Source organism: Spirosoma spitsbergense DSM 19989 (genome assembly GCF_000374085.1).
GTDB lineage: Bacteria > Bacteroidota > Bacteroidia > Cytophagales > Spirosomataceae > Spirosoma > Spirosoma spitsbergense.
Genome location: NZ_KB893455.1, coordinates 70,093 through 96,138, shown reverse-complemented (window position 1 = coordinate 96,138; position 26,046 = coordinate 70,093). Strand labels below are relative to the sequence as shown.

The following is a 26,046-nucleotide window of genomic DNA, read 5'->3' as shown; positions in this document are numbered from 1 at the left end:
GAAGGACAAACAATAGACCGTAAAGTAATCATCCGCTAACGAATCGATACGGCCTTTCCGCTGGAATACGTAGTTTTGCGTCCTCAACATTAGCCAATCCATTATGCGCCTTGTGATTCTTACGCAGGATGACCCCTTCTACCTCGCCCGTAATATCGACTATCTGCTAAAAAATCTCCCCCCCTACGCCGAAGTAGTGGCCACGGTGGTATTCGACGTGTCGCCGTTTGGTAAGCGCGAAAGTTTTAGTGAAAAGATAAAAAAGACGTACGATATCTTTGGCTTACCTTTCTTTATACGCTACGGCACCAAGTTCGTACTGTCCAAACTAGACAGCCGAAACAATGTGCGGAAAGTACTGGCCGACCGAAATATTCCGCTGATCCAGATCGAGGGGGCTATCAATAAGGACGAAAATCTGGAAAAACTGAAGGCTTACAAACCGGACCTGTACCTGTCGATTGCCGGTAATCAGATCTTTAAACGAAAGCTGCTCGACTCGGCTACCTACGGCTGTATCAATCTGCACACGGCACTCTTGCCTAAGTACCGGGGGTTGATGCCCTCATTCTGGGTACTGAAAAACAGCGAAACACACACGGGCGTGTCCGTATTTTTTGTCGATGAGGGCATCGATAGTGGGCCCATTCTGGTTCAGGAAAAACTACCCATTGGCAACATGAGTCAGGCGGAGTTGATTGATGTAACCAAGAAAATGGGTATGGATGCTATGCTTAAAGCCATCGATAAAATCCATTCGGGCACCTACGAACTGATAGAGAACGATGCGTCGCAAATGACCTATTTCTCTTTCCCCACCCGCGACGATGTAAAGGCCTTCCGCGAGGCCGGTAAACGGTTTTATTAATCAATCGATCAGTTGATGGGTTAGTTAACAAGTCTGTTCACTGACTCATTGACTGTCCAACTACCTGACTCGTCGACTGATCCGCCAACTACCTGAATGAACATACTGACGTTTGATATTGAAGAGTGGTTTCATATTCTGGATAATGATTCAACGCGGAACGAGTCGGACTGGGGCCGATACGAGAGCCGGATTCATCAGAACATGGACCTCATCTTTCAGCTTCTGGCCGAAACCAACAGCCGGGCTACTTTTTTTTGTTTGGGCTGGGTCGCCGATAAGCACCCCGATGTAATCCGGCGTATTGATGCCGCCGGGTACGAAATTGCCACGCACTCCTATGCGCACCAATTGGCGTATGAACAGACACCAGCCCAGTTTCAGGATGATCTGGAACGCTCAATCAAACATTTGCAGGATTTGACGGGTAAAAAAGTCCGGTCATACCGGGCACCCGGTTTCTCCATCAAGGAGTATAATCGATGGGTATTCCCGATTCTGGTTGAACAGGGGATTGAAATTGACTGCTCCGTATTTTCGGCCCGGCGCGCTCACGGGGGCGATGCCTCTCTGGGCATGTTTGAGCCGGGATACTTAAACGTGAGGGGCACGCTCCTGAAAGAATTTCCCATAAACACCATGCCCATTATGGGGCAGGATGTGATCTTTTCGGGCGGAGGCTATTTCCGGCTACTTCCCTATGGACTGATAAAAGGGTTGATGAATCGGTCGCCGTACGTGATGACTTATTTTCATCCCCGCGATTTCGACGCAGGGCAACCCATGATTCCCGGCCTGAGCCGAACCCGACAGTTCAAATCCTATTACGGCCTGAAAAATTGCTGGCCCAAGCTCAAACAACTGCTGGTTGAATTCCCGTTCGTTGATCTGGCCGAAGCCGACCGGCAGGTCGACTGGAGTAAGGTAATTCAGCGGGAAGTGAGCTAACGGATCAGTTCGGGATTGGTCTGGCTTTATGGCTGATCTTTGCGTACTCATCCAAAAGCTGTTTGGCCACTACATCAATATCATACTTCGTCCGTACCATCGTCAGCGCATTGTCGGCGAGGTGTTTCCGGAGCTGATCATCACCCAGTAGTTTTTCCAGTCCGGCCGTTACGGCTTCGGGGGTCAGGCTATCCAGCAGCCCGGCGGCCTGATGCTGCCGGATGGCATCGCCAAACCCAACCCGGTCCGATACCAGAGCGGGCGTGCCGGCCGCCATCGCTTCGAGTACGGCCATCGAAAAACCTTCGGAGTAGGAGGGAAGCGTAAACAGATCGGCATCCGTGAGGGCCGCTTTCTTATCGTCGCCGGTGAGCATACCCACTAGCCGGATGGCGTCGTTCAGGCGGTGCTGCTCAATAAATTGCCGGGCAGTCTCCTGATAGCCATCATCCCCTCCGGCCAGGGCCAGTACGGTATCCGGGTGCGTTTTCAGGTAATCCCTGAATCCGGGAAGTAGCAAATCCAGCCCTTTTTTGACGTTCAGCCGACTCATGAACAGCACTAATTTCTTATCGGCAGGCAGGTTGAATTTTTGCCGGAAGGTGCCTTTGGGAGGAAGCTGGGCAAAGTCGCCTGTTTTTACCCCATTGGGTATAATAACGACATTAGGATGCGGATGGCCCAGGTAGCGTAATACGTCTTCCCGCTCGTCGGTGTTATTGATTTGCACCAAATCGGCCCGTTCCAGGTATGCTTTCTGAGCCAGGGTATTCATCAACTCTTTTTTCCAGTTATGATGCGCATACACCCAGCGGTCCAGCACGCCATGAATGGTAATCACTTTAGCCACCGTACGGTCGAGCATGAAAGGGGCAAGCGTGCCAAAATGCCATAAACCGTGGCAGTGAATAACGTCGTATTCCTGAACGTGCTGCTTAAGATACTGATATAGTTCAACCGAAAACTCCCGAAAGAAACGGCTGATTCCCGGCGTACGTTTGCACAATATAAGGCGTGCCCCATCGGGCAGGGTGTAGGGGGTTTCGCCCGGTGAGACAGGACTCAGTATGTCTACCTGATGGCCATACCGCAGTGCAACCTGCGTATGGTCGAAAATGATTTTTGGTGGACCACCCGCCTGCCAGGTATACGCACAGATATTTAGTATTCGCATAGGTGCCGCGAAATAACCGATTATTTCACGATTTTGATAAAACCATCGAGCATTTCCTGGGCTACTGCCTCAGGAGAGTACTGGGTAATGAACTGTTGGGCAGCTTCTCCCATTTGCTTGGCAGGAGCCGAACCATCCATAAACTGGATCAGGTGAACGGTTAGTTCATCGGGTACGTCGGGATCGAAAACGAAGCCGTTCCGGTCATCTTGCACTAAATCGGCCGCGCAGCCACAGCGATCCGACACAATAACCGGTAGTCCGCAGGCCATTGCTTCATTAACGACAAGGCCCCATGGCTCCGAGCGGCTTGGCAGGATTAGTACGTTGCTGAGTGCCAGCGCCCCTGGTATCAAATACCAGGGGCGCCCGGGCAACAGCTTGACCTGTTCGGTCAAATTCAGCGTATGTATAATTTCCGTCAGCCGTTCCCGTTCAATTCCGTCGCCGAGCAGAATCAATCCCCATTCCTGTTCATTTGCAGACTGTTTGCGGGCTTCGGCAAAGCAGTTCAGCAATAGGGGCAGGTTTTTGGTTTCAGCAAGCCGACCTACAAAAATAAAATTATTTGGGCGAAGGCCCAGCCGTTGCTGCTCAGTGCTCCGGTCCGGCAGCGCCTTTTTATAAGCAGTCAGTAGCGCCTTATTGTCGACTGCGTTTTTACGCAGCAAAATCTGACCGGGCGACACGCCAAATTGAAAAAGGTAATCAGCAGCCTGGCTGCCGAAACAGAAGAATCCATCGCACCGGTTAAAAATCCATTGCTTTACCTGTTCTTTCAGGCCTCCCCGCTGCTGATCGGCTTCTGTACTTTCGTTTTGCATAATCACCCGAATCCCTCTCGCCTTGGCCCAGACCAGGAGCATGAGTTGGGCGGGATCATAGTAGCCGGTCAGGTTGATTACATCGGGTTTGAAGGCAGCTGTTTGCTGAAACAACGCCCGCGTACGTTCGCGCAGGCTTATCTCTTCCCAATACCGGTCGAAGAGTAGTTCGTAATTATAGGTGTATGTGGGAGCTGTTTCATCGGCACCCGTAGCCAGGGCAGCTCTGGATTGCTCGTTGCGGGCGATCTGTAATACCTTCATGACGGTATCACTTCGCTGGTCGACCAGGTGTTGAAGTGCCTGAAATACGCTGGACTTGTAGTGTGCCCAGAGTAGATTATGAACGATCAGGATACGCATCAGGTTGGTTCGGCATGGGGTATAACAACGTACTGTCCCTGGACCTCAGGCGGTCCTTTTTCTGATAGATAGGCAGGAAACAGGTGTTCTACGCCAATAAATCGAATCATCAGAGCCATGGGGAACCAGAATGATATCTCGTTGGGCCTGCCGTTGGTCAATATTTGTATGAGGATGAGCATGTAGAAATAGGCCAGAAAGACGCTCAATGGGTTAGGGTTATGGCGCATTATTTTCCAGGAATGGTACAAAACCAACCCATTAACTCCCCCAAATAGGGCAAAACCCAGAATTCCGTAATTGGTGAGGGCTTCCATAATAGGGACATCCAGGTAAAGATAGTCGTAGCCGTAGCCCAGAATGAGCATGTGCAGGTGACCTGCCAGTACATTTCGAAAGAAGGTTGCACTCTCCGAGCGATTGGCCGTTGAGTCGTCGAGAACCGCTTTGTAATCCGCTCCCTGCGATTTCAAACCAAGCATGGCGTACAGGGTTTCCAGGTTGCGCTCCACAAAAGAAGAAACGTAGCTTATCAGCACTTCCAGGACAAAACTATATCGCTGGAAAAAAAAGATTACCCCTACTACCCCCACAAGCATAACCAGAATGGGAACGGGCCTGAACATACCACGAACCGCCGTGCGGATCTGGGCGGGCCGAACGTTGAAATACATAAATAAGGCCAGAGCTGCCATGAGGGCCACAATGGCTGAACGCGTTTGGGTGAGTACCAGAACGGCAATGTTAAGAATGCCTGCAAACAGCGATAGCAACCGGAAAAAGATGTGGATTTTTGGTTTTACCAGCCAGATAGCACAGGCAACAACACCCATAAAAGCATTCCGCGAAAAGGCGTGTGGATTACCTGAGCCGGGATCTCCACCATTATTCAGTGTGATGGTAGCCCGTTGTCCAATAGCCCAGGTCGGGTCCGTAATCAGCGCGTAAACCAGCCCCAGATTGGAGACCAGCGTGAACACGACAACGACTGGAACAAAGACCGGGATTATATCATTAGGTACGTTAATCAGCAAAAAGAGGAAAAGCACGATGTACAGGTAGTAAACCATGTGCTTGCCAGAGAGCTGGAAAAAGGGATAAGGATTGTAAAAGTACATGTAAAAAATGCAGAGCAGCAGGAACGAAATTCCCATCCAGAACATCGTTACATTGGGCCGGTAGAGCTTTCTCAACACCGTAAAAGGGACCATCAGCATCAAACCACCGGCCAGGGCCAGCGCGGTAAAAGCCGTACTGCCGGGTGCCAGACCAACCGTTTCCCGGAAAAAGAAGATGAGTGGATACCCGTCCAGAATAATACAGATACCAACCACCATTCTCATGTAGTCGAGTTTCTGAAGCAGGCGAACGAGATTATTCATAAAAGAGACGTTTTGTTGTTTTCGTAGTCAGGTAAGGAAGTCTGCCATGCTGAAAGCAGACCGGCCGATGGTCTGAATACCGAACCTTATTTTTGTCTGGACCGGCTAAGCTGCAACCGGTGTTGAACGTATTTGAATTCACCCTGTAGGGCGAAACTGAGCAGTTTCCGAAGCCGGCAATACCGTTTCCAGAATGAGGCACCCAATGCCGACGTTAGCATAGGGCGATATTTTTCTTTTATAAACTGGTGTTCCTGAAGGCCTACCGTACTGGCAATGGTCGATGATTTTGCGTCAGGCTGCACCCGGAAACCACCCCAGAAACCATCAACATGTCGAAATTGTATCCTTGCCTGGACACCCAGCCGGGCCACAATTTCATAATCGATAACGAACCGAAGACTTTCATCGAGCAGACCAATATGGCTGCGTTTGATAAACAGTGACTGATTAAAAACCTGCATGCCTTCGTGAATATGGCATTCAACGCAAAATTTGGGCGCCCGCATTTCCTCCAGAATAACGTCTTGTTCATCGGTAATGTACATATCGCCGAAAAAAACGTCGGTAGTTGGGTGCTTATGCCAGGCATTGGCTACCCGTTCGAATGCGTGGGGGGCAAACACATCGTCGGAGTTTTGGAAGGCAACGTAATCGCCCGTTGCCCGCCGGATCCCTTTGTTGATCGCATCCGTTTGACCCCGATCTTTCTCACTGACCCAGCCCGCCAGATAAGGCTCGTATTTTTTGATGATCGCCAGACTCCCGTCCGTCGACCCGCCATCCATGATGAAGTATTCCAGGTTAGGATACTGCTGGTTCAACACGCTTAGAATCGTTCGTTCGAGGTACTGTGCCTGATTGAAGGAGGGCGTAATGACCGTTAGCCTGGGATATGCCTGCCCGTCAGTGCCCACCCGGGACTGGGGCACGTAGGGCCGCGTAACAAAGGAATGGAGTGCTTCTTGCGTCGATTTCATACCTTCGTTAGCCCAAAGATTGATAAACTTCCAGTGTTTGCTGAGCCGTTTTGTCGCACGAAAAGTGGAGTAGCCGTTCGGTTCCTTTTCGGCGTAATTCAGTGCGCAGCGCATCATCGGTTACCACACGGTCAATAGCATCGGCTATGGATTCATCGTTTTCCGGGTCGAAGTAGAGAGCAGCATCAGCACCTACTTCGGGCAATGAACTACGGTTACTCAGTACCACCGGGCACCCGGCGCTGTATGCTTCCAGTACCGGAATCCCAAAGCCTTCATTCATCGATGGAAAAACAAAGGCAAGGGCGTGCTGATAGAGATTAATAAGACCGGCATCGGTTAGGGGATGAAAATGCACCCGTTCGCCCAGCCGGGCTTCCTGAAACAGGCTTTGTTCTTCGGGCGTAAAGGTTCCCCCTCCGCAGCAGATAACCTGCAAATCGGGGTGGCGGTGTAGTACGGGTTTAATGGCCCGGAAAAAACCGGTAAAGTTTTTGTACAAACCCCGTTTCCCGACGTATAGTAAATACGGTTTGTCTATCGGAGGTTTCTGCTGCTCCGGCGTAAGCACATAATCACTGATGGTAGTGCCCAGCGGGACCACTTTTACTTTGTTGGGATTAACCGGAAAAAAGTGCAGGAGGTCTTCTTTAGAAAACTCCGAGATACAGATCACGCAGTCGGCCCGACTCAGCAATTGTTTTTTTGTCTCGTACAAGCCTTCGCCCAGTTCGGGGTACTGTTTCCCGTATCGTTCGCTGGTGGCATCGAAAAAAGTCAGGACGAAGGGCTTGTTGCCAATGGCATCCAGGAAATAACGGTGATAATACGTAGGGTGGAAAATATCGAATTTTCCCGACTTTATGCGTTGCAGACTATAAAGCCGGTTTAGTACGGAGGCCGCCCGGTGGGCATTGCGCAGGTGGGCAAAGGCGGGATAACGCCAGTGACTACTAAAGGATGCCTGGTCGAGGTATTCGTTATTCGATAGCCACAACGACAAGTCAAACTCAATGTCTGATCGTTTGGCAAAGGAACGCATGAGTTCAAAAAAATAGCGGGAAACACCGCCATAAGGCAAACCAGTAAACGATTGATGATCGAACAGTACTTTCATTAGGAAAAACCTGAAAACTCGCCAGATTTGTATTTTTCTGAGAAATTAACCCGTAAAAATAGGTCTATTTGCTAACAAATCCTTGAACACCACGCATTATTCAAGGATTCCTTTAGCGAATGGCAGGCAGGTATACGCGGTCCAGAAAGCGGATCATAGAACGCATGGACTTAACTAGTTCGTATCGCCAGCCCCGCAAAACCGGTGGTTCAGGCTGTTGCCCATACGTGGTAGGCTGGTTATCGGCTACCGGTACCTTTTGTCTGGTAACTGCCTGTCGATAGTCAGCCAGTAATACGGCAACGGGCGATTTCTCTGAAGAGCGTAGTCGATTCTGGTGCGTGAAGAAACCTTCATTGGGGTTCAGCAACCCTTTAAAGTTAAAAAATAGTAAGGGTTCATTCTTTCCCGCTGGTCCGCTCACCAGCCAATGCCCCGCTTCCGGTGTCAGGGTTCGTTCGGGCAGATTCCAGAGGGCTACGTGCCAGCCGGCATTTCTGAGGACGCGGGTCTGCCGGAAAAAAACAGGGACGTGCATGAGCCATATCTGGTCCAGGCAAAGCCCGGCGCAAAAGTTTACATAAGCCCGCGTCCGCACCCGGTCATCCCACCAGCTTAACATCCGGTCTGTTTCCAACGATCTGCGGAATGCCAGAAAATCAGCACTATAAAGGCCAATATTCTGAAGGAATTTTTCATCTGGCTCGCCAGCAGACAGACTACGGGTAATGAACGGGGTTAACAGGATAGTAGCGGTACTTAGCTGTTGCCAGAGCGCCGTGAGAGGAAACAGGAACTGAACATTCGGGTCGGCATACACCAGGTTGTCTACTTCGGGATACCGGCGAAACGCTTCGGCAATGAATAAGGGCTTGCAGGCAGCCGCAAATTCGGTTGGCGTATACTGAGCCGAGAGGGTGGCCAGTTCTTCGGGGAGTAACAACTCCGCTACCGGAAGTAGTGGATAGGGTGAACTGAAGTCGGCGGGCAGCGCGTCTAAACGATCAACCAGTCCGATGACGATTGGTTCTGTGGCAGCTTGTCCGGCAAATTGCCTGAAACTGTCTCCCAGCGCAAATGCCTGGGGTAATTGACGAACGGTACAGATGGTTAATAGCACAGTAGATGCAAAACTACATTATTCGAGAATATCGCCCAAAACAGCTAAAAATGGGGCATACCAGTTGGCGGCCGGTTCGGCGTACCGGTTGTAGTTCCCCCGCCACAGGTTTGTCAGTACGGGGGCAATACGTTTAAGGCGGTTATGGGGCAGGTGACTTCGCAGGGTGAAGTGCGCCAGCCGCCGGTATAGTTCGGGCAAACCGGGTGCGTCAGATGGCACTCGTTTACTGAGTAACTGGCTAATGATACTCAGCTGAATCTGCTTTTTATGCAGTGGGGCCAGTTTTCTGGCCCGGTGCCGGGTGAGCCGATCCCGCAATTTTGTTCGGGCGGGTACGGGCTGCTGGCGAACGCCTACCTGCTGCTGTACGTGGGTCCGGTAGAGCTGCAGGGGCTGGTCAATGAAGTGAATAACATTTTGCGTGGCTCCTACCAGCGCTATCCATCCGTCATAGATGTAGCCCGGTATTTTGTCGGGTATTGGCAGCAGAGCTGGTAAAAAAGAACGGCGGATAACCGTAGCGCATCCCATCATCCGGTTACCTTCCAGTAGTATGTCCATGGTTTTGCCGGATTGCCAGCGGGCACGGGTCTGGGCATCGAACCGAACGGATTCCCAAAACCGGTTTTCGCGTCCCTGTAGCTGCTCATCAGTCACCCAGGCATCGCAGAAGGCAATCTGAGCGGCAGGATGCTGAACCATATACTGCACCATCGTGTCGATTTTTTCCGGTAACCACAGGTCATCCTGATCGCAGATGAAAATCAACTCACCGGTACAGGCGGACAGCGCCCGCTCAAAATTTTTGTTATACCCCAGGCGCTTTTTGTTATCCAGAACAGTTACGGGGAAAGGGGCGTCGGCTGCAAGTTGAGTCAGTAATTGAGGAGTATCATCGGTTGATAGATCATCGGAAATAACGATTTCATTCGGCAAACGGCGCTGATTGACCAGACTTTGCCATTGAGTCGATAAATAGTTTAGCCCATTGTAGGTGCAGAGCGCAACAGAAACAGTAGGTTGTTGGGGAAGTGCTGGAGTCATCGCATCGTCATATTTGGTAACCGTAGTTGGCGAAAACAGACCGCCAGTAGTCCGTTCCATGAATGTTCCAGGCGTGGCAACCAAATGGTAATTGTCCTTCATTATAATGTTCAACAGCCCATTCGGGATAAAATTCAATGGCAAAAAATAAAGCCTTTCGGTACTTGGGAATTCGTAACCTGGGCCAGTACCGGTTTACTTCGATACCCCAGAAAACGTCTTCGTGGTAATGGTGCAGTGAAATTCGTTCGTATTCCGCAATTTTTTGCTGAAACGGTTCAAGGCAGCGCAGCATGGCCGAAACCCGCCGGAGTGAGAAACCCCCGCAGCCTACTCCGTTTAGGTTGATAATTTCACGGGGCGTCACACCATCCTCCTTCTTGAGGTTGAGCCAGGTAGCTACCTGCTGCTTGATCGTAAACCATAGTTTATCGCCCCCGCTGCTGAAATCCCGGTCGCGCAGCCAGGGTGCTCCAATGTAGTCGTAATTTTGCTGGCACCAGTACGCCAGATCATCCCGAAAAACAAAGGCATCCAGCTGATAAATAAGCATATACTCCTGATCGGCAAACGCTTCATAAAACTCCTTCGCTACCATCAGGCGGTTATAGCCCTGTATGTCGGCAAAATAGCTATCGTCGAAGGTTCGGGTTTGCAGATTCGGACCAATAGCCCGGTAAGCCGTGGTATCGAGTGAATGCGGACACGCCAGCCAGATTGGGTAATTTCCCAGCACCCGAAGACACTGGGTTAAGGAAATCGTTTCATACTCAGTAAGTGTCTGTTTGTATACCGGTATAACTACGTTTACACGAACAGGACTCGACAAGGTCATACTACGTTTGATTGGCTGAAGGTTTTTAATGTAACTAGCCGAAAATTTCAGCAATTCAGTTATTTCGCTGGTCTGGGACCTGCCGGCCGAACCGCTTATTGACCCTCCAAAAAGGTGATCAATTTATTGAGAGGACTTTTTAACGCTTTGCGTACCCGCTTGTAGCGTAACACTTTGGGCGGTTTGACATACACGCAGGGATACTGGCGATACCGATCATTATGGTTGGCCAGGAGCCTTGTTCTGTATAGTTCGAATAAGGGTTTTGTATCCATCCGGTCTTCGAAAGCATACCTTGTCTGGTATTTAGAGATGGCATCTGGTTTGTAAGGATCATACCCACTGTAATGAAAAAAATGCAGGAGCTGGTCTGGTTCGTCGGTTAAAGACGTTACCCACCACTGCCCGTTTGCGTCTGCTGACAGCGTTCGTTCATGAATATTCCAGTAAGCAACATTATAACCGGGGTGATGCTCCACGAGTACATTATCATGATAAACGGGGGCAAAGTTAACCCATAGCTGATCAACAAATAACCCATTGCATAGATCAATCCGACATTCGTGGACTAATCGCTGTTTCCACCAATGCACAAACTGGCGGGCAGTGTCGTCATTCCGAAGGCCAATAAAGCCCAGATTGAAAATGCCCGTATTCAGGTGATGCAGGTCATTGGGGCGTTCCCAGTCGGAGGTGGGAAAGCATTCGTGCGGGGTCAGAACCAGGCTGTATTGCTGAAGGTCCTGATTGAGTTTATGAAGTGGCTGAAAAACGATAATATCGGGATCGAAGTAAATAATCTGCTCAAGGGCCGGGTAATTCGTGTAGAAATAGTCGATAAAAAAGGGTTTAACGGCAGTATTCAACTCCGTGATATCATACCGATCACACATGGCCGAAAAGTCGGGAATGTTAATCTTGTCGATTTCAATGATTGGATAATCGGGTAGAAGTTCGGGGGGGAGATTAGCCTGATCGAGCCGATCCACCAGCCCGATGATGTAGGTATAGCCGGGGTTGGTTTGCCGGAGTGAATTACCCAGGGTTTGGGCCTGTGCCAGGTAATTGATGGAGCAAATAGTAAACGCGATTGTCATTCAGAGTTTGGGCGCTTTAGGCTGTAGGATTGTTTGTTGAAGAGCCTGTTCGATACGGTCAGTACAAACGGTTAATGACCACTGGCTGTCAATGATATCAATTGCTTTTTTTGACATGTCGTCCCACAGCGTTTTGTTGCTGAGCAGGGAGTCGATAGCCTGGGCCATCTGATGCGTATCCCGGTTGACAAGCAGACCATTTTGACGGTGCTGGATAGATTCGCGAATGCCGCCTTCGGCCACCGCTACCACGGGCAATCCGCAGGCGTTGGCTTCCAGCGGAGCCAGGCCAAAGGGTTCCAATCGGGGGGCGTACACAAAAGCACTCGCCTGGTTCAGTAACCGGACCAGTTCTTCATCCGATACCATTTTGTGCAGGCTAAGGTTCACCCCGGTCTGTTGTGCCTGTTGCCGCATGCGTGCTTCAAAAATGCTATCGGTATAGTTGCTTACCCAAACTAGTGCTGGCCGATGGGAAGCGGGAATATGGCTAATGGCGTCAATAATGAACGAAGGGTCTTTACGCGCCTGGAAACTGCCGGTGCACATGACGAAGGGCTGACGGGCTAAGCCGAGGGGTCGGAAAATACGGGTATCAACCCCCAGGTAGCCTACTTCCGTATCCAGGCCGTACACGCGCAGGCAGGTTTCTACCGAAAACAATGAATTGACTAATATGCGGTCAAAAGCGGCTGCATTAAGCTGTTCTTCGCGCATGATAACGCGTAATTGTCGCTGCCGCCAAAGGTCATTGACCAGCATACGCCAGTACGCCCAACTGGTCCATGACTGCATTTCGCCGGGCGCACACCAGGGTAGTTGTGGTTGTGCTTCGTACAGATAGCGCAGCGGTTCCCCCAAATACAGCAACGTTGGGATGGTGACGAACCGGGCAATGTAGGGCGATGCGTACACCATGCAACTGTTGGCAAACAGAATATCGAAGTTGCCCGCCTGTATCTGTTCGGCACAAAGGCGGCTGTGGGTAATCATGGCATGCATGGCCGTATCCTGATGGAACCCCATATAGCCAAAGCGGTCACGCATCGGAACAGAGTCGCCCGGCGAATCGAAAGGAACAACGTGAACGGGTCCAATCGAATTAAAGTCAAGGTACTGATTGTCAGCGCTTGGTGTAGTCCAGATTTCAATCTGATGACCGCGTTCTTTCAATCCCTGCAAATGATAAAACATTGCCCGTTTTCCCCCTCCGCTGGGAAGGTTGTGCCATACGGCAATTTTCATACAAAACTTGTTTAGCCACGTTGAAAGCGAATTGCTGATTTACAGACTAACAGCGCGGAAGAAAAATGGTCAATAATAGTACAATCAGTTTTCTGTTAAACGTAACCAACGGTAGGCCCGTACATTCATTCAGGTCTGTCCAGGTTAGTCAGTAGCCCAGTAGTAGTAAACAGAACCGCGCCAGTGGCCCGGTATGTCAGGGAGTCGGACAAATTCTGTCAATATTTTTTGTCTGCTTACCCAATCGCGCAAACAGCCTGACGCGTTTTTCGATGCATTGATGGGCCGGGTGCCGCATCAGGCATAGTATTTTTGGAGCAAGCGTGTAATATACTGTTCGGGTTGCCAATCGCCATCAGCGTTCGGTAAACGGTTGCTTGCTGCTTCGGCTGGTAATGTGAAGGCTGCCCCCTTGTCCAGCAACTCATACCTGGCCTTTTTCCCTGTGTGCCGCTCAATGGCCTGCACCATAACTAATGGACTGACCGAATAAGGGTTGGCCACAATGAGCGTCTGGTTCCAGGTAGATGCATCGGCAATGTACCCGCTGACGAGTTGATAAAGGTCGTCAATATCAATAACATTTCGTACGGCGTGTTGCCAGATGCTGAATGATTCCTGCCGACGGATACGGTCGACAAAAAAATTCAGAATCGTATGCGGATTACCCGGCCCCCCCACTACGTTCGACGCTCTGATAATCAAATAGGCACTTGCCTGCTCTTTGATTAATTCCTCGAGTGACGTTTTATGCATCACGTAGGGCGAACCCTGCTCGGTGGGGTCGGCAATGCTGGCAGTGCTGAAATAAACAAACAGACAGCCCGGCGCTTGCCGCAGTGTATCTTCTACCAGACGACGTTCGCGCGCGTAGGGTTCCGGGCGGGTTTCTTTGGAATTCGAGACGCCCGATGCAAATAATACGATATCGTTCCGATCCGCATAAGCACGAAAACGCCGGGCAATCATCCCATCACCGACCAACATACTGATCGGGGGTTAACGGTAAAAAAACAGCATCGAGTTTTGCCAGCAGTTTAGGAACAAGCGCAGCGACATCGTGGGCCATCGCACGCTCGTAAAATAAGTTGCCCAGTCGGGTTCGCTCAGCCGGATCATCGGTGAGCCGGGCCAGGGCCGTTACCATGGCCGATAAATCCAGGTAGGGGACTAAACAACCCGTGTCGGTCCCCACGAAGTCGGGGCTGCCCCCCGACCCTGCGAAACACAAAACGGGGTTTTGATTCAAGCCCGCTTCCAGAATAACCAGCGGATACGGGTCTTCCCGCGATGTTAGGGTAAACAGGTCGAAACAAGCCACGTAATCCAGGTAATCCCCACCGGGGGGGAGCAGATGAACGCGGTTGGCCATGTCCATCCGTGCCAGGTCATAGCGTAGTCGCCGGGTATCTTCGCCCGTTTCCGGAATGCCCACCCACACAAAATGTACCTCCGGGCGGGCGTTGAGCAACTGCCGCGCAATGAGCAGGAATAAATCGACTCCCTTCCGCCATTCCGCGTTCCCGCATCCGCCAACGACTACTGCCTTAGAGGGGATGCCCAGGCGTTTCCGAACCGATTCCTGATCAACGGCTTTGAGTTTGTCGATGAGGGTTGCCGTCCGGATTAGTGAGTTCAGTACGGATGTATTGTCAGGCGTTAAGCCGTGATGGTCAATCAGATTCTGACGAACGGCTTCCGAACCGCAGAAAACATGGCTAACGTGCGTCAGCTCGTACTGTAGATCCTCAGGTCGGGTATAAATTTGAATGGAGGTCTCCAGTTCGTGGACATACATCGCAAACGGTAAGTTCAGCGGCTCCAGCATGCGCAACAGGCGACCATTAGCAATGGTATTGGAAACGATGTATGAATACTGTCCGGCCCGAATCGCTGCAATCAGATTCGGCAAACCATCAATCTCGTGCCCGCTGGCAGACGGGGCCATACCCAGCTTAGACAGGATACGGGCACCAAAGCTGGGATCTTTTGTCGAGGAAAAAGCCTGATAAACGGTCGTTACCTGCTCATAGTCAGGTAGCAGCGGACCACCTTCGCCCAGTACCAGCCCCGTGCGGACACCCGTTTCGCGCAGATACGTGAGCAGGTGCAACAACAGGTATTGCGCTCCTGCCCGGTTAGCATCGTGACCGATAAAAAGAATAGCGTTCAAAACAGAGGGGTAAAATTAATAGAAAATCCGTAGTGTGACGGCGGCTACGTTCACAAAAGGATCAGTACGCTTCGTAGCTCGGTTTGGGCAGTTTCTTCGCTGGATTACCCAGGTAAAGGCCCCATTCGTCGGTATCCTTATAAATGGCCGAAGCCATGCCAACGAGTGTACCTGTTGCTATGTGCAGGAAATCGCGGATGGTACTGTTTACCCCAAAAAAGCAGTAAGGTTCGATAACGCAATGGCCCGACATGACCACGTGGGAGGTAAAAAAGACGTGGTCTTTGATTTGACCATGGTGCCCGATGTGGTTGCCGCTCCAGAGTACTACATTGTTGCCAATGGTCGTGAAGGGCTGGATGGTATTATCTTCCAGGATGAAGCAGTTTTCGCCAATCTGATTCCCGAACAGCGTTGCTTTGGAACTGATATACGAAATGAATTCGTACCCTTTAGCTTTGGCTTCGAGGTAAATCCGTTCCCGGTTACGGTTCATATTGCGGCCCGTCATAGGTGCAAAAAACTTGTATTCTTTGGGCGAAAACAGCGTTTCTACCTCCTCGAACGCAACTAGCGGTAATCCCTGAAACGTATCGCCCGTTATGTACTCGCGGCTGACGGTGAACGCGGCAACATCGTGCTCGGAGTCGTTGGTGAGGTAGAAATGGGCCAGTTCGGCCGTGTCCATTACCCCGAAAATAATAATTTTTGCCATGTTTAATGAGTGAATGAGTGAATGGCGAATGAGTGAATAAAGCAGGAATATCTTTGTGTTTTTATTCGCTCATTCACTCATTCGCAATTAGATAAGTTCGTATGCCCCCAGCATGGTTTTAACCGTTGGTACGTCGTTCATCATTAGTACGTCGATAATGGACAACCAGGGGACAAATTCATTCCGGTTACTAACCTGTGGGTACTCAACGTTTAGTGCCTTGATAAAACTCAGTTCCATACCCGCCTGAACAAACGTCGGTTTATCGTACAGGTCGGTACCGCCGATTGGATTGATGTAATGTGATGCTTTCTCCTGTCGGCAAATGTCGAGAATCCGTTCCTGAGCCTTCAAATCCGCGTTGTTATAGACGGTTGACGACTGCACTAATAGCGTTGACAGACCCAGATATTGATTCAATTCAACAAGGCTAAAATAGACCAGATCGGCAATCGAATCGGTGGTAAAGTTGATTATTTTTTCGGTTAACGGCATAACCGTTTGATAGAACGGCGCTTTCCGGTATCCCTGCTCAATGGTTTTCAACAGCTTGCTGCGCCATTTTGGATCGCTGGCTATCATCACCTCATTGATGCGCTTATTCTGACTGGCATCTTTCAGTGGAACCGTAAACAAGTGCTCCTGACCGTTAATCAGCAGTCGGTTACGGTTAACCCAACCCCGGTTAATGAACGCCACATCATCGTACAGCACAAAGGTGTCAACCGCACTCATGAGCTGCATATAGCCAATGTAGGGCAGGAAGTAAGGCTGCATAATGGCAAGTGTCATAGGCCTACTTTAGTTTTCGTAGATAATAATCTTCACCGGGCACAATGACCGAAGCCCGCATTATCGTATCGGTGCCCAGGCGAATATCGCCGGGCTTGGGTTGCATGACGCTTTTGTCGAAAAAGAGATAATCCGCGCTTTTGGGTATCGGCTTCAGTCCCTGCTCGAAGGGGTTGACGGCAATCAGGCGACGGGATAAATCTGGTCCGTAGAGCGGGTATTCGTAGTCGTCATTGATGGTCGCCAGAGCAACGGTCGCTTCGGCGGGTACCAGTTCATCGAAGCGCTTGTAAGGAACATACACGTCGGGTCGCCCGACGGTCATTTGCTTTATTCGATCGGAGTGAAAAGCCGACGGGAACGATTTTCCATCGGGAGCGGTCCAGGCAAAGGGCAACGCGCGTATGTTCAGGTAGACGCACAGAATAGCTGATAAACAACCCAGTACCGTAATAAAACCTACGTATCCTTTCCAGAAGGTCCGCTTCGGCACGTCCACTGATGTACGGGGATTAAAGAACAGGAGTGACAGAAACGTAACGCCGAACAAGCCTGTCTCGATAAAGTAGCGGCCTTTGAACGGGTCGTAGGGAGCCGAGTAGGCGAGGGCTGCAAAGTGAAGTAGTAACGCAATGCCCAGATAGATGTGCGGTGTTGAGCGTATGTAGCCAATCAGGACCAGAAACAGCAATGGAAAGATGAGCCCAAAGCCAACGATGCCCCAGTACGGGTTGGCATTGTAAAACACAAAACGCCGGTCGAACGCGAAAGGCTGGATGGAAAAACTGGTCTCTTCATCCAGACGCATACGGAGTTTATCTTCCAGTATCACGATGGGTTGGCGCATCGCCTGATTCAGTTCGGCACCAATGGGCAGGTTGCGGATACCATCCAGATTGACGTGGTCGTAGCCATACCGAACCAGGTTTCGGCTTCCCTGCTCCAGTAAATTTCGAAACGTGCCCGCCCGTTCAACCGACTGGTGTTTAAGGGCCGTTGGGGGCCCAATGGGGTGGCCGAACACCTCGATGTTCTTGAGGTAACCCGTTGGCAATGTCCATACACAAACGCCAATGACGATGGCTGCCGCCAGCCGCCAGGTCCGATTGAACGTGATGCTCAGGGAAGTTGAAAGGAAAACGGTGTACAGCATGACCACAAACACCGACGGCAGCAGGAGGAGGAAGGTAATCTTGTGCCCCAAAGCAATGCCAAACGCCATACCGGCCAGGTACATGTAGCGATTGCCAGTCAACGTCCGGTAGCTGAACAGCAGGTACAGCAGCACACTTAGGTAAGCCGTTAGTACAATATCCGTTTCGGTCGTGATGGCCTGCATCAAAAAATCGGGTAGCAACGCATACGCCAGCGCACAAAAGAAACTGGCCGAAAGCCGACTTTGTGCCGGGTACGCATGACCAATCCGCTGCACGATACCAAACACGGCTACAATGGCAGTCCAGTAGCTCAGGTGATGAATGAACTTGAAGCCATTCTCAAAATGGCCGGTCATCAAAAAGGTGTAAATCTGGAGGGTACAAACGCTTTTTGGGTACGTGTCCATGTTCCAGTTGGTACCCCCAAAATGGCGCATGGTTCCCCGCTGTATGTACTGCATAACCCGGTTCAAATGCCCGGTCATGCTATCCCATTCGTTAGGTACCGTAAAGAAAACCAGCAGTAGATTGGTAACGGCAATCAGTGCCAGGGTCAGGAAGAGGGCCGAGAACAGGAAGCGGGCGTAACCCGATAAGTCACGGAACCAGAGCCGCCCCGTTTGCCAGCGTTCGTGGATGAGGGGTAGTACCGAAAATCGTTCGGAATTGCCGCTTAACCGGCTCAGAGCCGTGCCGAGCACCGTAGCCGTAATGAAAACAGAACCGGCCCAAACCGGGGCGTTTGCCGTCAGGTAAAGAGCAGATAAGACAAAACCCGTCAGAATAACACTCCCGGTTCCCAGCAAAAACGTGGTCAGCCACCATTCAGTTAGCGACCGGCGGCAAATGCGCGTCGACAGCTGGCCGAGGTAAACGACAAAGAATCCAAGAGAAAGAAGGTAAAGCAGGGTCATAATGGACAAAGGGCCGTACGGATAGCTGCGCGTGAAAAGCGACCGCCAGCAACTCAACGACTAATTTTTTGATTGCAACTGGTTACTATTAACTATATAATTTCACCAACGGCCACAACGGCTTCATTAACCAGCGTCGCAATTCGGTCGGCATCTGCTTCGGCCAGGTCAGGATAAAGGGGGAGGCATAACACCCGCAGTGCCACATCTTCCGAAACCGGGCAAGGCTGCTCAACTCCTCCTCTGAGGGCAAACGGCAACGTGTTGAGCGAGGGGTAAAAATACCGCCGGGGCATGATGGCCTGCGCCTTCAGCATATCCATAACCCGCAGCAGGGTTTCTTCCGAATCGAGCACAACCGGGTAGTAGGCATAGTTGTAATCCATGCCAGGAATCAGGGTTGGGCGAGTTATCCGGGTGAAATCAAGCCGGGTATCGTAGTAGTGGAACCGCTCCTTCCGGGCGGCAATCAGCTCCGGTACTTTGGGCAGCACGCATAACCCCATGGCTGCGTGAAATTCCGAGTTCTTGGCGTTGATGCCAACACCGTAGTAGTTGTCGTTCTGGTGTCCGAATGAACGGAAATGATGCAACTGCTCCGCGATGGCATCATCATTGGTGACGATGCAACCGCCCTCCACCGTATGAAATACTTTCGTGGCGTGAAAGCTACAGGTGCTTATATCGCCATAACTCAGAATGGAATTTCCTTTGTAGCTGGCCCCGAAGGTGTGCGCTGCGTCGTAAATAACCTTCAGGTTATGTTTCTGGGCTATGGCTTCAATCTGCTCAATCTGGCAGGCATTACCATACACGTGCGTTGCCATAATAGCCTCCGTATTTTCGGTGATGAGGCTCTCAATTTTATCGGGATTGATGTTAAAATCGTCCGGGCGAATATCCGCGAAAATGGGTGTGCAACCTCCCCAGAGCAGTGCGTTTGTTGTGGCTACGTAAGAAAATGGTGTGGTAATAACCTCTTTACTGATGTTGAGCACCTTCAGGGCCATCTGTAGGACAATGGTACCGTTGGTGCAGAATTTCAGGTGTTTCACGCCCAGATACTCTTTCAGCTGCGCTTCCAGCTCACGCAGCAGCGGGCCGTCGTTTGTCAGGTGTACGCGCTCCCAGATGCCTTTTAAGTGAGTAACGTACTCATCGAGGTCTGGTAAATATGATTTAGTGACGTTAATCATCAATCCAAAAGCATTAGTAGTGAATAACTATCCGTTGTCGAACAGTCATAGCCTGTTAACAGGGAGGATAATCCAACCCCCGTTAACTACAACGACTTACTGTTTACTGGCTACCGGTTCCAGCATTTTGATGTGAAACGGAAACTGCGGACGGACGTAGCCCGGCCATTTGCCGTACCAGGCAATACCCTCCCGGTAATCTTCTACATCAAAGGTAATGGCTTCTTCCATAACAAAGAGTGGGGTCACGGTATCCTTCACCACCATCATAGAAATGGTATAGGAGCCATCGTTCAGAAAATAGCCGGGAATGGTACATTCTGCGGCTATCAACCCTTTTCCGTACGGTTGTGATTGGGTACCGACGTTGAAGATGCACTCACCCGTGAGCGAGTTGAGATGCATACTCAGGTTCAGGTTGGCATTGTCCATCTGGTTCCAGAACTCGAACCGAAGCGTCATGGGGGTCCGAACATCGATATGCGTCAGGTTGTCCGGGTAATCGGGGACAAGTTCAATCCGGCGAATGCGAACCAGGTCATTACCGGGTGCTTCTTTGGGCGTATCCCACTGACGGACCAAACGGGTTTTGGATACTTTACTGATGTAGGAAGCAATCACCTGATTGGTTTCCCCCTGCTCAATTAAGCGGCCTTTTTCAAAATACAGCGTCTTGTTGCAGAGTGCCTGCACCGCCGTCAGGTTATGACTAACGAAGATGATGGTTCGGCCACTCGCCGAGTTATCGCGCATTTTGCCGAGACTCTTTTTCTGAAACTCAGCATCGCCCACGGCCAGTACTTCATCCACAATCATGATTTCAGGGTCCAGGTGGGCCGAAATGGCAAAGCCAAGCCGGACGTACATCCCCGATGAGTATCGTTTGACGGGGGTATCCAGAAACTTTTCAACCCCGGCAAAGGCCACAATCGCGTCGAATTGTTTTCTGATCTCAGTGCGCGACATACCCAGCAGGGAACCGTTGAGGTAGATGTTTTCCCGACCTGTCAGTTCGGGGTGAAAACCGGTTCCTACTTCCAGCAAACTGGCTACCCGGCCCTTAATGCGCACCATACCGGTAGTGGGCTGGATAATCTTACTCAGTATCTTAAGCATCGTTGACTTACCCGCCCCGTTATGCCCCACAATACCCACGCGGTCGCCCTGTTCGATGGAGAAGTTGACATCCTTCAAAGCCCAGAACTCCTCATGCGTAATGGTAGTTTTTGTTTTTTTACCGATCAGGCTTTTCAGGTTTTCCGTGATAACATCGCGCAGCGTGGTACCCCCTTTGCCCTTTTGGTGGTCAATGATGTATTGCTTACTTATATTTTCGACCGTAATGACAGACATGGTGAAGTGGTAAGGCGTAAGTCGTAAGTCGTAAGTCAGCAAGTAGCGTTCTCACGCTCGTATCTACGTCAGCAGTTACAACTTGCTGACCTACGACTTACTAACTTATGACTGTTTTTTTAAATATCATCTACAAAGGTATTCTCCCGTTTCCGAAAAAAGTAGAGCGATAAGGCTAAACATACGAATACAATACTAACCGAGAGCAGTAAACTCTTGGGGTTAAAATACGCTCTTTCGCCAAGTAACGCCCAGCGGAAGCCATCAATAATACCCACCATTGGGTTAAGCCAGTAGAAGGGTGCCCACCATTCGTTGGCCTTATCGGCCACTAGTCTGCTGCTGTAGGCAATGGGGCAAACGTAAAAACCAACCTGTACCACAAAGGGGATGAGCTGGCCAATATCGCGAAACCGCACGTTGACAGCGGCAAAAAACAAGCCGAATGCAAAGGAGGCCATCAGCGCCAGCACAATAAAGGCGGGCAAAAGAAGCAAATGCCAGTCGGGTATGAACTGATACCAGATAGCCAGCAGAATAAATAAACCCAGCGAAACCAGGAAGTCGACAAAACTAACGGCAACGGCGCTTATCGGCATAATCAGCCGGGGAAAGTACACCTTGGTTACCAGGTTGGAGTTCAGCGTGACGCTGTTGCTGATTTGGGTAAAAGCCGTGGAGAAAAACGTCCATACCGTTATGCCACCCAGTACCATCAGGGGGTACGGAACACCGGGGTCGGGTGGGAGCTTGGCAATTTTACTGAATACGAATACCATAATCAGCATCGTTGTCAGCGGGCGGATCAGCCCCCAGGCGGTGCCCAGAGCTGTTTGCTTATAGCGAACAGACACGTCGCGCATCGACAGGATGTACATTAACTCCCGGTTACGCCACAGGTCTGCCCAATAGTGCCGTTCTGAACGGCCCGGCTCAATAATTACTTCGTGCGTTTGCAAAACAAGTATACGTTAAAAGCGCGTATGAATGATAAGGATAAACCACGGCGGTTAGTTTCCCCGCATGATTGACCGGTAGGATTCGCGCAGGAAAACAATAATAATACCCAGAACCAGACCAAGGGCTAAGCCAATCTGCAGGCCTCCGGGTTTGAGGACCTCCATGTACAGCGGTAATGAAACAGGCTCGATAATGGTAAACAAAGGGGTTTCCCGAATCAGAGACAGGCGCATATTTTCGGCACTTTGCACGGCCTGATAGTAGATGGAGGTCAGAAAGGTGGAGTTACGTGTCAGCCGGTTTTCCTGAATCTTGGCCTGTGCTACTACTACCTGCTGGTTTTGGTCCATATACCGGGCCAGTTTATTTTCGGTACCACTCAGAAGACCGGCAATCGAATCGGCCCTGGACTCCAGCACCGTTAGCATTTCGCTGGTTTTTTTGGTTTGCTTGGCCTGGTAATCCTCTTCAATGGTTTTCAGGTGCGTAGTCAGAAAGGTAGCGGTCAGTTGCTCGTCTTCCATAAAACAGCCCAGCTCCATAAAGGATGATTTGCGCTCGGGCTGAGTGACCGAAATTTCACCTTGGATACGCCCGTAAATGGCTGCCATGGCCGACCGCTCCAGCTTGTTGTATTCGGCGGGTTTCTTGGGCCGGTTGAAGTAGAAGGCACGCAGGGTGTCATTATCTTCCCACTCCTTATCCCGAATGCCGCTATGGCGGATGTAGTAGTTTATCAACAGTGTATCTTTCCCGTTGATGGTATCCGTCTTCATCAGAGTTTTCTCCACAACGGGTCTGGATTTGGCGTAAATCAGAAAGTTATCGCCCGAAAAAATGCTGGCATCCGGTGCGCCCGACCCCAGACCGAACGCACCCGCCAATTGGCCTAGGTCTCCGCCGAAGCCTCCACTCGTTGAACCTCCGCCCAGGTTAAACATAATGGTTCCTGTGTAGGTGGTCCTGGTTTTATTGAGTGAATCGTAAATAAAACCGCCCACCGCACCCAGGGCAATCAGGATAAGCAGTAGTTTCCAGTTTCGCCGGGCTACATTTTTTAATTGAAAAACGCGTAGAATCAGCGACTTGGGCGATATCTGATCGGGTGGCAGCGAATGGGCTGTTACCAGTGGACCAGTGTTGGTTGTATCCGATACGTTGTTAGAATCCATAACGATAAATGCCCGATTATTTAATACGGGATATCACTAGAAGGGTAGTAATAAGTGTTAGTAAAGAACCCGCAATACCAACAGTAGATGTTAGTATTTGCTGGGCACTCAACGGAGTCCGGGCTTCACGTGGTACTACTATTTCTGCACCGGGTGCTACGTGAGGGTATATGTTAAAAAACATGAACTTGCGGGTCCGATCAACGGACCCGTTTGCGTATACAATAAATGACTTCCGTTTCTGCGATTTCGAGGTGTAACCGCCCGTTTGGGATATATAGTCCTGAAAAGTCTGATTAGCCCGGTACCGTACCGTGTTTGGTAATTGTACTTCACCTTGAATACGAACGGTTTCTAACAGCTTGGGTATCCGCAGTACATCACCCGCCTGTACCAGTATATCCTCGGATGAGCCTGGGTTAGCCAGGATTTTTTTCAGGTCGATATTGAGTGGTTCGGCTGTACTAGTGGTAACGACTTCGGTTTCCACTACGCTCTTAGCCACATTGCTGGCTATCTCTTCAATAGCTCGTTGCTTTCGATTTATTTCATCCTCACTCAACTGCACAGGGCGTACCAGCGTTGCTCCCTCTACATAGGCGTAGGGCGATAATCCACCAGCCTGAACAACCAGGTCCGAAATTTTCTGGTCTTTGCTGATAATGGCGTACTCTCCCGGTACAATCACCTCTCCCACCACCACTGCGTACTGCTGAATCGCGTAATTGGGCGACCGGCGCACGACAATCTGGTCAAATGGCTCCAGCGTAAACGTCTTATTGGCGTCGTTACCAATAGTGAGATCACGGTTAACATCAAAACGGAAAACAGTGGCCAGTTGAGCCGTTGTCGAACTGGGGTCAACATCTTTTCGCCGACGGATAACTTCTACCTGCGAGGCTGCTGCCGATTCTTTCAGGCCACCTGTCCGAACCAGTGCATCGTCCAGTGTCATGTTAGCCATAAAGGGCATTTCGGTATTAATGCTGTTTACCTCGCCCGTTACCGAGATGGTAGCCTGCTGGGCCAGATCGAAGCGGGAAGGGACAATAACCTGGTCTTCCCGCTGTAACGGAATATCGGGTTGCACTCCCGTCATGATATCGGCCAGGTTAATTGACAGACTCTCAATCGCCAGGTCTTCCCGCGTTCTGATAATGTTAATCCGGCCCGTAAAGGCATCACCTTTGAGACCTTCGGCAGAAGCGATGAGTTGTTTGAGCGTTTTGTTGTTATCGAGCGAATACTCACCCGGCCGGAAAACAGCCCCTTCTATGGTCAGCTTATTTTCAAAGCGGTTCAGTAACCGTTCTACTTCGACCTGGTCCCCGTCCTGCATCACGAATGTTTTGAATTCGGGAACGGTCACGTCAATCACCTTAAGTTCGCGGTCGGTCAGCCGCGTAACCTTGATTCTGTTCTTGTAGGCATTAGCCGTAAAATCGCCCGCGTAGAACAGCAGCCGATCCAGCGTTTCCTTCGGCAGCATTTCGAAGATTTTCTCCCGTTTAATGGCTCCGCCAATTTCAACCCGTTCGATATAGGTGGTAAACCGGATGTTATCGTTGTCCTGTAGTCGAAAGTCATTTTGCTGAACACCGGTCAGCACATAGTCATACAGATCCAGGGTTGTAATAACTTTATTGTTACGGATGAGCTGCACCTTACGGAATGAACCGATTTCACTCGGACCACCCGACTGATAGATGGCGTTCATAACGGTCGATAGTGAGGACATTGTGTAGGTGCCCGGTTTAAGGGCATCACCCGTTACGGTAACCCGAATACTCCGGACGTTACCCAGTGATACTTCCAGAAACGTATTCTGAGCGCCGTACGACGAATTGCGAAGTCCTACGAATTTATTGGCCATCCGGCTCGTCAGCCGGGCTTTGGTTGCCTCTACCGTCAGCCCTATTACCGAAATTGGCCCAATACCCGTTTGACCCGCAATGTAAACGAACCCTTCCGGTGATACTTTCTGGGAAAAATCGCCTTCCGAATAGCCATACATGCGAATGTTCAGCTCATCGCCGGGGCCAACAATGTAGTTCCGGGGCGTAGCCATGCTGATGTTGGGCTGGAAGCTCGACGCCATAGCCTGGTCGAAGATGGAGTAACCAAATAATTTCTGTCGTCTTTCGGATGCTTCGCGTTCTTGTGCATCTCTGAACAACTGCTTAGCTCTTGCCTGATCCGTACCATTTGCCGTAGTATCTCCTTGTCGTTCAAAATCATCTCCCGTACGGGCAGGATCTGTTGCGGTCCCATTGGCTCCATTGGCTCCCTGCGTTTGCCCCCGCTGGTTGGCATTCCCCTGGGTAGCCTGTCTGATCTGTTGCTGAACGCTTGGGGGAAGGTTATTGACATTCACGCCGGCTGGTAAGGTGGGAGCACCCCGACCCGGACTGGCTGGTGATGTGCTGGGTGCACTGGGTGTGGCACTGGGAGCTGTAATCTGAGCCTGAGCCGAAAAGCCCAGCAACATGGAACTCACTGCCAGAGCGGCACAAAAGAGACGGGAGGAAAAGATTGTATTAAAATAAAAAAAAAGAAGTGGCAAGCGGTGTTTAATTCCTGAATTTTGCATATTTTTAAGAAGTCGAACAACTCT

At 50.6% G+C, this 26,046-nt stretch carries 22 protein-coding genes; 2 read left to right on the top strand and 20 right to left on the bottom strand.

The window, feature by feature from the left end:
• Positions 1–103 precede the first annotated feature (103 nt).
• Together B157_RS0108930 and B157_RS0108925 are read left to right on the top strand one after the other, a co-directional pair.
• On the top strand, positions 104–868 hold the full coding sequence (locus B157_RS0108930; protein WP_020603007.1) for a methionyl-tRNA formyltransferase: 765 nt from the start codon (positions 104–106) through the stop codon (positions 866–868).
• A 96-nt stretch (positions 869–964) separates the two neighbouring features.
• Positions 965–1,816: a polysaccharide deacetylase family protein gene (locus tag B157_RS0108925; protein WP_020603006.1), complete on the top strand. Its 852-nt coding sequence runs from the start codon at positions 965–967 to the stop codon at positions 1,814–1,816.
• Positions 1,817–1,820: 4 nt separating this feature from the next.
• On the opposite strand, the gene B157_RS0108920 is transcribed toward B157_RS0108925, so the two are convergent.
• The 20 genes from B157_RS0108920 to B157_RS0108825 form a co-directional block, all read right to left on the bottom strand.
• The gene (locus B157_RS0108920; RefSeq protein ID WP_020603005.1) at positions 1,821–2,990 is read right to left on the bottom strand and encodes a glycosyltransferase; all 1,170 of its coding nucleotides are present in this window, start codon (positions 2,988–2,990) and stop codon (positions 1,821–1,823) included.
• A gap of 20 nt (positions 2,991–3,010) precedes the next feature.
• A complete protein-coding gene (locus tag B157_RS0108915; RefSeq protein WP_020603004.1) occupies positions 3,011–4,177 on the bottom strand; it encodes a glycosyltransferase family 4 protein in 1,167 nt (388 codons plus the stop codon).
• The gene (locus tag B157_RS0108910) at positions 4,177–5,559 is read right to left on the bottom strand and encodes a hypothetical protein (protein ID WP_020603003.1); all 1,383 of its coding nucleotides are present in this window, start codon (positions 5,557–5,559) and stop codon (positions 4,177–4,179) included. The genes B157_RS0108915 and B157_RS0108910 overlap by 1 nt, the downstream gene beginning before the upstream one ends.
• A gap of 86 nt (positions 5,560–5,645) precedes the next feature.
• Positions 5,646–6,539, bottom strand: a complete 894-nt coding sequence (locus tag B157_RS0108905) for a glycosyltransferase family 2 protein (RefSeq protein ID WP_020603002.1) — start codon at positions 6,537–6,539, stop codon at positions 5,646–5,648.
• Between the two features lie 7 nt (positions 6,540–6,546).
• On the bottom strand, positions 6,547–7,656 hold the full coding sequence (locus B157_RS0108900; RefSeq protein WP_020603001.1) for a glycosyltransferase family 4 protein: 1,110 nt from the start codon (positions 7,654–7,656) through the stop codon (positions 6,547–6,549).
• Between the two features lie 112 nt (positions 7,657–7,768).
• The gene (locus B157_RS0108895; RefSeq protein WP_020603000.1) at positions 7,769–8,776 is read right to left on the bottom strand and encodes a hypothetical protein; all 1,008 of its coding nucleotides are present in this window, start codon (positions 8,774–8,776) and stop codon (positions 7,769–7,771) included.
• Between the two features lie 18 nt (positions 8,777–8,794).
• Positions 8,795–9,883, bottom strand: coding sequence for a glycosyltransferase (locus B157_RS0108890; protein WP_245565047.1), 1,089 nt, complete (start codon positions 9,881–9,883; stop codon positions 8,795–8,797).
• On the bottom strand, positions 9,831–10,658 hold the full coding sequence (locus B157_RS0108885) for a DUF5672 family protein (RefSeq protein WP_026308594.1): 828 nt from the start codon (positions 10,656–10,658) through the stop codon (positions 9,831–9,833). Before B157_RS0108885 ends, B157_RS0108890 begins: the two co-directional genes overlap by 53 nt.
• A 95-nt stretch (positions 10,659–10,753) precedes the next feature.
• Complete coding sequence (locus B157_RS0108880; protein ID WP_020602997.1) at positions 10,754–11,755, bottom strand: glycosyltransferase family protein; 1,002 nt, start codon at positions 11,753–11,755, stop codon at positions 10,754–10,756.
• Entirely contained in the window at positions 11,756–13,000 is a 1,245-nt protein-coding gene (locus tag B157_RS0108875; RefSeq protein WP_020602996.1) for a glycosyltransferase family 4 protein, read from the bottom strand. It lies immediately after the preceding gene.
• A 297-nt stretch (positions 13,001–13,297) separates the two neighbouring features.
• Positions 13,298–13,987: an NAD-dependent epimerase/dehydratase family protein gene (locus B157_RS0108870; protein ID WP_020602995.1), complete on the bottom strand. Its 690-nt coding sequence runs from the start codon at positions 13,985–13,987 to the stop codon at positions 13,298–13,300.
• Positions 13,974–15,173 carry a glycosyltransferase family 4 protein gene (locus tag B157_RS0108865; protein WP_020602994.1) on the bottom strand — a complete coding sequence of 400 codons (1,200 nt, stop codon included), beginning with the start codon at positions 15,171–15,173 and terminating at the stop codon, positions 13,974–13,976. The genes B157_RS0108870 and B157_RS0108865 overlap by 14 nt, the downstream gene beginning before the upstream one ends.
• Before the next feature lie 61 nt (positions 15,174–15,234).
• Entirely contained in the window at positions 15,235–15,888 is a 654-nt protein-coding gene (locus tag B157_RS0108860; protein WP_020602993.1) for an acetyltransferase, read from the bottom strand.
• Positions 15,889–15,975: 87 nt separating this feature from the next.
• Positions 15,976–16,680 carry a WbqC family protein gene (locus B157_RS0108855; protein WP_020602992.1) on the bottom strand — a complete coding sequence of 235 codons (705 nt, stop codon included), beginning with the start codon at positions 16,678–16,680 and terminating at the stop codon, positions 15,976–15,978.
• Positions 16,681–16,684: 4 nt separating this feature from the next.
• Positions 16,685–18,751: a hypothetical protein gene (locus B157_RS0108850; RefSeq protein ID WP_020602991.1), complete on the bottom strand. Its 2,067-nt coding sequence runs from the start codon at positions 18,749–18,751 to the stop codon at positions 16,685–16,687.
• 92 nt (positions 18,752–18,843) lie between these two features.
• Entirely contained in the window at positions 18,844–19,947 is a 1,104-nt protein-coding gene (locus tag B157_RS0108845; protein ID WP_020602990.1) for a DegT/DnrJ/EryC1/StrS family aminotransferase, read from the bottom strand.
• Between the two features lie 96 nt (positions 19,948–20,043).
• Entirely contained in the window at positions 20,044–21,300 is a 1,257-nt protein-coding gene (locus tag B157_RS0108840; protein ID WP_020602989.1) for an ABC transporter ATP-binding protein, read from the bottom strand.
• A 119-nt stretch (positions 21,301–21,419) separates the two neighbouring features.
• Positions 21,420–22,259 (bottom strand): ABC transporter permease, encoded by an 840-nt coding sequence (locus tag B157_RS0108835; RefSeq protein WP_026308593.1) that lies wholly within the window; start codon positions 22,257–22,259, stop codon positions 21,420–21,422.
• 51 nt (positions 22,260–22,310) lie between these two features.
• Positions 22,311–23,432 (bottom strand): GumC domain-containing protein, encoded by a 1,122-nt coding sequence (locus tag B157_RS0108830; RefSeq protein ID WP_020602987.1) that lies wholly within the window; start codon positions 23,430–23,432, stop codon positions 22,311–22,313.
• 16 nt (positions 23,433–23,448) lie between these two features.
• Positions 23,449–26,022: a polysaccharide biosynthesis/export family protein gene (locus tag B157_RS0108825; protein WP_020602986.1), complete on the bottom strand. Its 2,574-nt coding sequence runs from the start codon at positions 26,020–26,022 to the stop codon at positions 23,449–23,451.
• Between the last annotated feature and the right edge of the window lie 24 nt (positions 26,023–26,046).

Bases quoted from the DNA above. Each gene is read 5' to 3' on its own strand.
- B157_RS0108930 (WP_020603007.1), top strand. From the start codon at position 104: ATGCGCCTTGTGATTCTTACGCAGGATGACCCCTTCTACCTCGCCCGT.
- B157_RS0108925 (WP_020603006.1), top strand. From the start codon at position 965: ATGAACATACTGACGTTTGATATTGAAGAGTGGTTTCATATTCTGGAT.
- B157_RS0108920 (WP_020603005.1), bottom strand. From the start codon at position 2,990: ATGCGAATACTAAATATCTGTGCGTATACCTGGCAGGCGGGTGGTCCA.
- B157_RS0108915 (WP_020603004.1), bottom strand. From the start codon at position 4,177: ATGCGTATCCTGATCGTTCATAATCTACTCTGGGCACACTACAAGTCC.
- B157_RS0108910 (WP_020603003.1), bottom strand. From the start codon at position 5,559: ATGAATAATCTCGTTCGCCTGCTTCAGAAACTCGACTACATGAGAATG.
- B157_RS0108905 (WP_020603002.1), bottom strand. From the start codon at position 6,539: ATGAAATCGACGCAAGAAGCACTCCATTCCTTTGTTACGCGGCCCTAC.
- B157_RS0108900 (WP_020603001.1), bottom strand. From the start codon at position 7,656: ATGAAAGTACTGTTCGATCATCAATCGTTTACTGGTTTGCCTTATGGC.
- B157_RS0108890 (WP_245565047.1), bottom strand. From the start codon at position 9,883: ATGGAACGGACTACTGGCGGTCTGTTTTCGCCAACTACGGTTACCAAA.
- B157_RS0108885 (WP_026308594.1), bottom strand. From the start codon at position 10,658: ATGACCTTGTCGAGTCCTGTTCGTGTAAACGTAGTTATACCGGTATAC.
- B157_RS0108880 (WP_020602997.1), bottom strand. From the start codon at position 11,755: ATGACAATCGCGTTTACTATTTGCTCCATCAATTACCTGGCACAGGCC.
- B157_RS0108875 (WP_020602996.1), bottom strand. From the start codon at position 13,000: ATGAAAATTGCCGTATGGCACAACCTTCCCAGCGGAGGGGGAAAACGG.
- B157_RS0108870 (WP_020602995.1), bottom strand. From the start codon at position 13,987: ATGTTGGTCGGTGATGGGATGATTGCCCGGCGTTTTCGTGCTTATGCG.
- B157_RS0108860 (WP_020602993.1), bottom strand. From the start codon at position 15,888: ATGGCAAAAATTATTATTTTCGGGGTAATGGACACGGCCGAACTGGCC.
- B157_RS0108855 (WP_020602992.1), bottom strand. From the start codon at position 16,680: ATGACACTTGCCATTATGCAGCCTTACTTCCTGCCCTACATTGGCTAT.
- B157_RS0108850 (WP_020602991.1), bottom strand. From the start codon at position 18,751: ATGACCCTGCTTTACCTTCTTTCTCTTGGATTCTTTGTCGTTTACCTC.
- B157_RS0108845 (WP_020602990.1), bottom strand. From the start codon at position 19,947: ATGATTAACGTCACTAAATCATATTTACCAGACCTCGATGAGTACGTT.
- B157_RS0108840 (WP_020602989.1), bottom strand. From the start codon at position 21,300: ATGTCTGTCATTACGGTCGAAAATATAAGTAAGCAATACATCATTGAC.
- B157_RS0108830 (WP_020602987.1), bottom strand. From the start codon at position 23,432: ATGGATTCTAACAACGTATCGGATACAACCAACACTGGTCCACTGGTA.
- B157_RS0108825 (WP_020602986.1), bottom strand. From the start codon at position 26,022: ATGCAAAATTCAGGAATTAAACACCGCTTGCCACTTCTTTTTTTTTAT.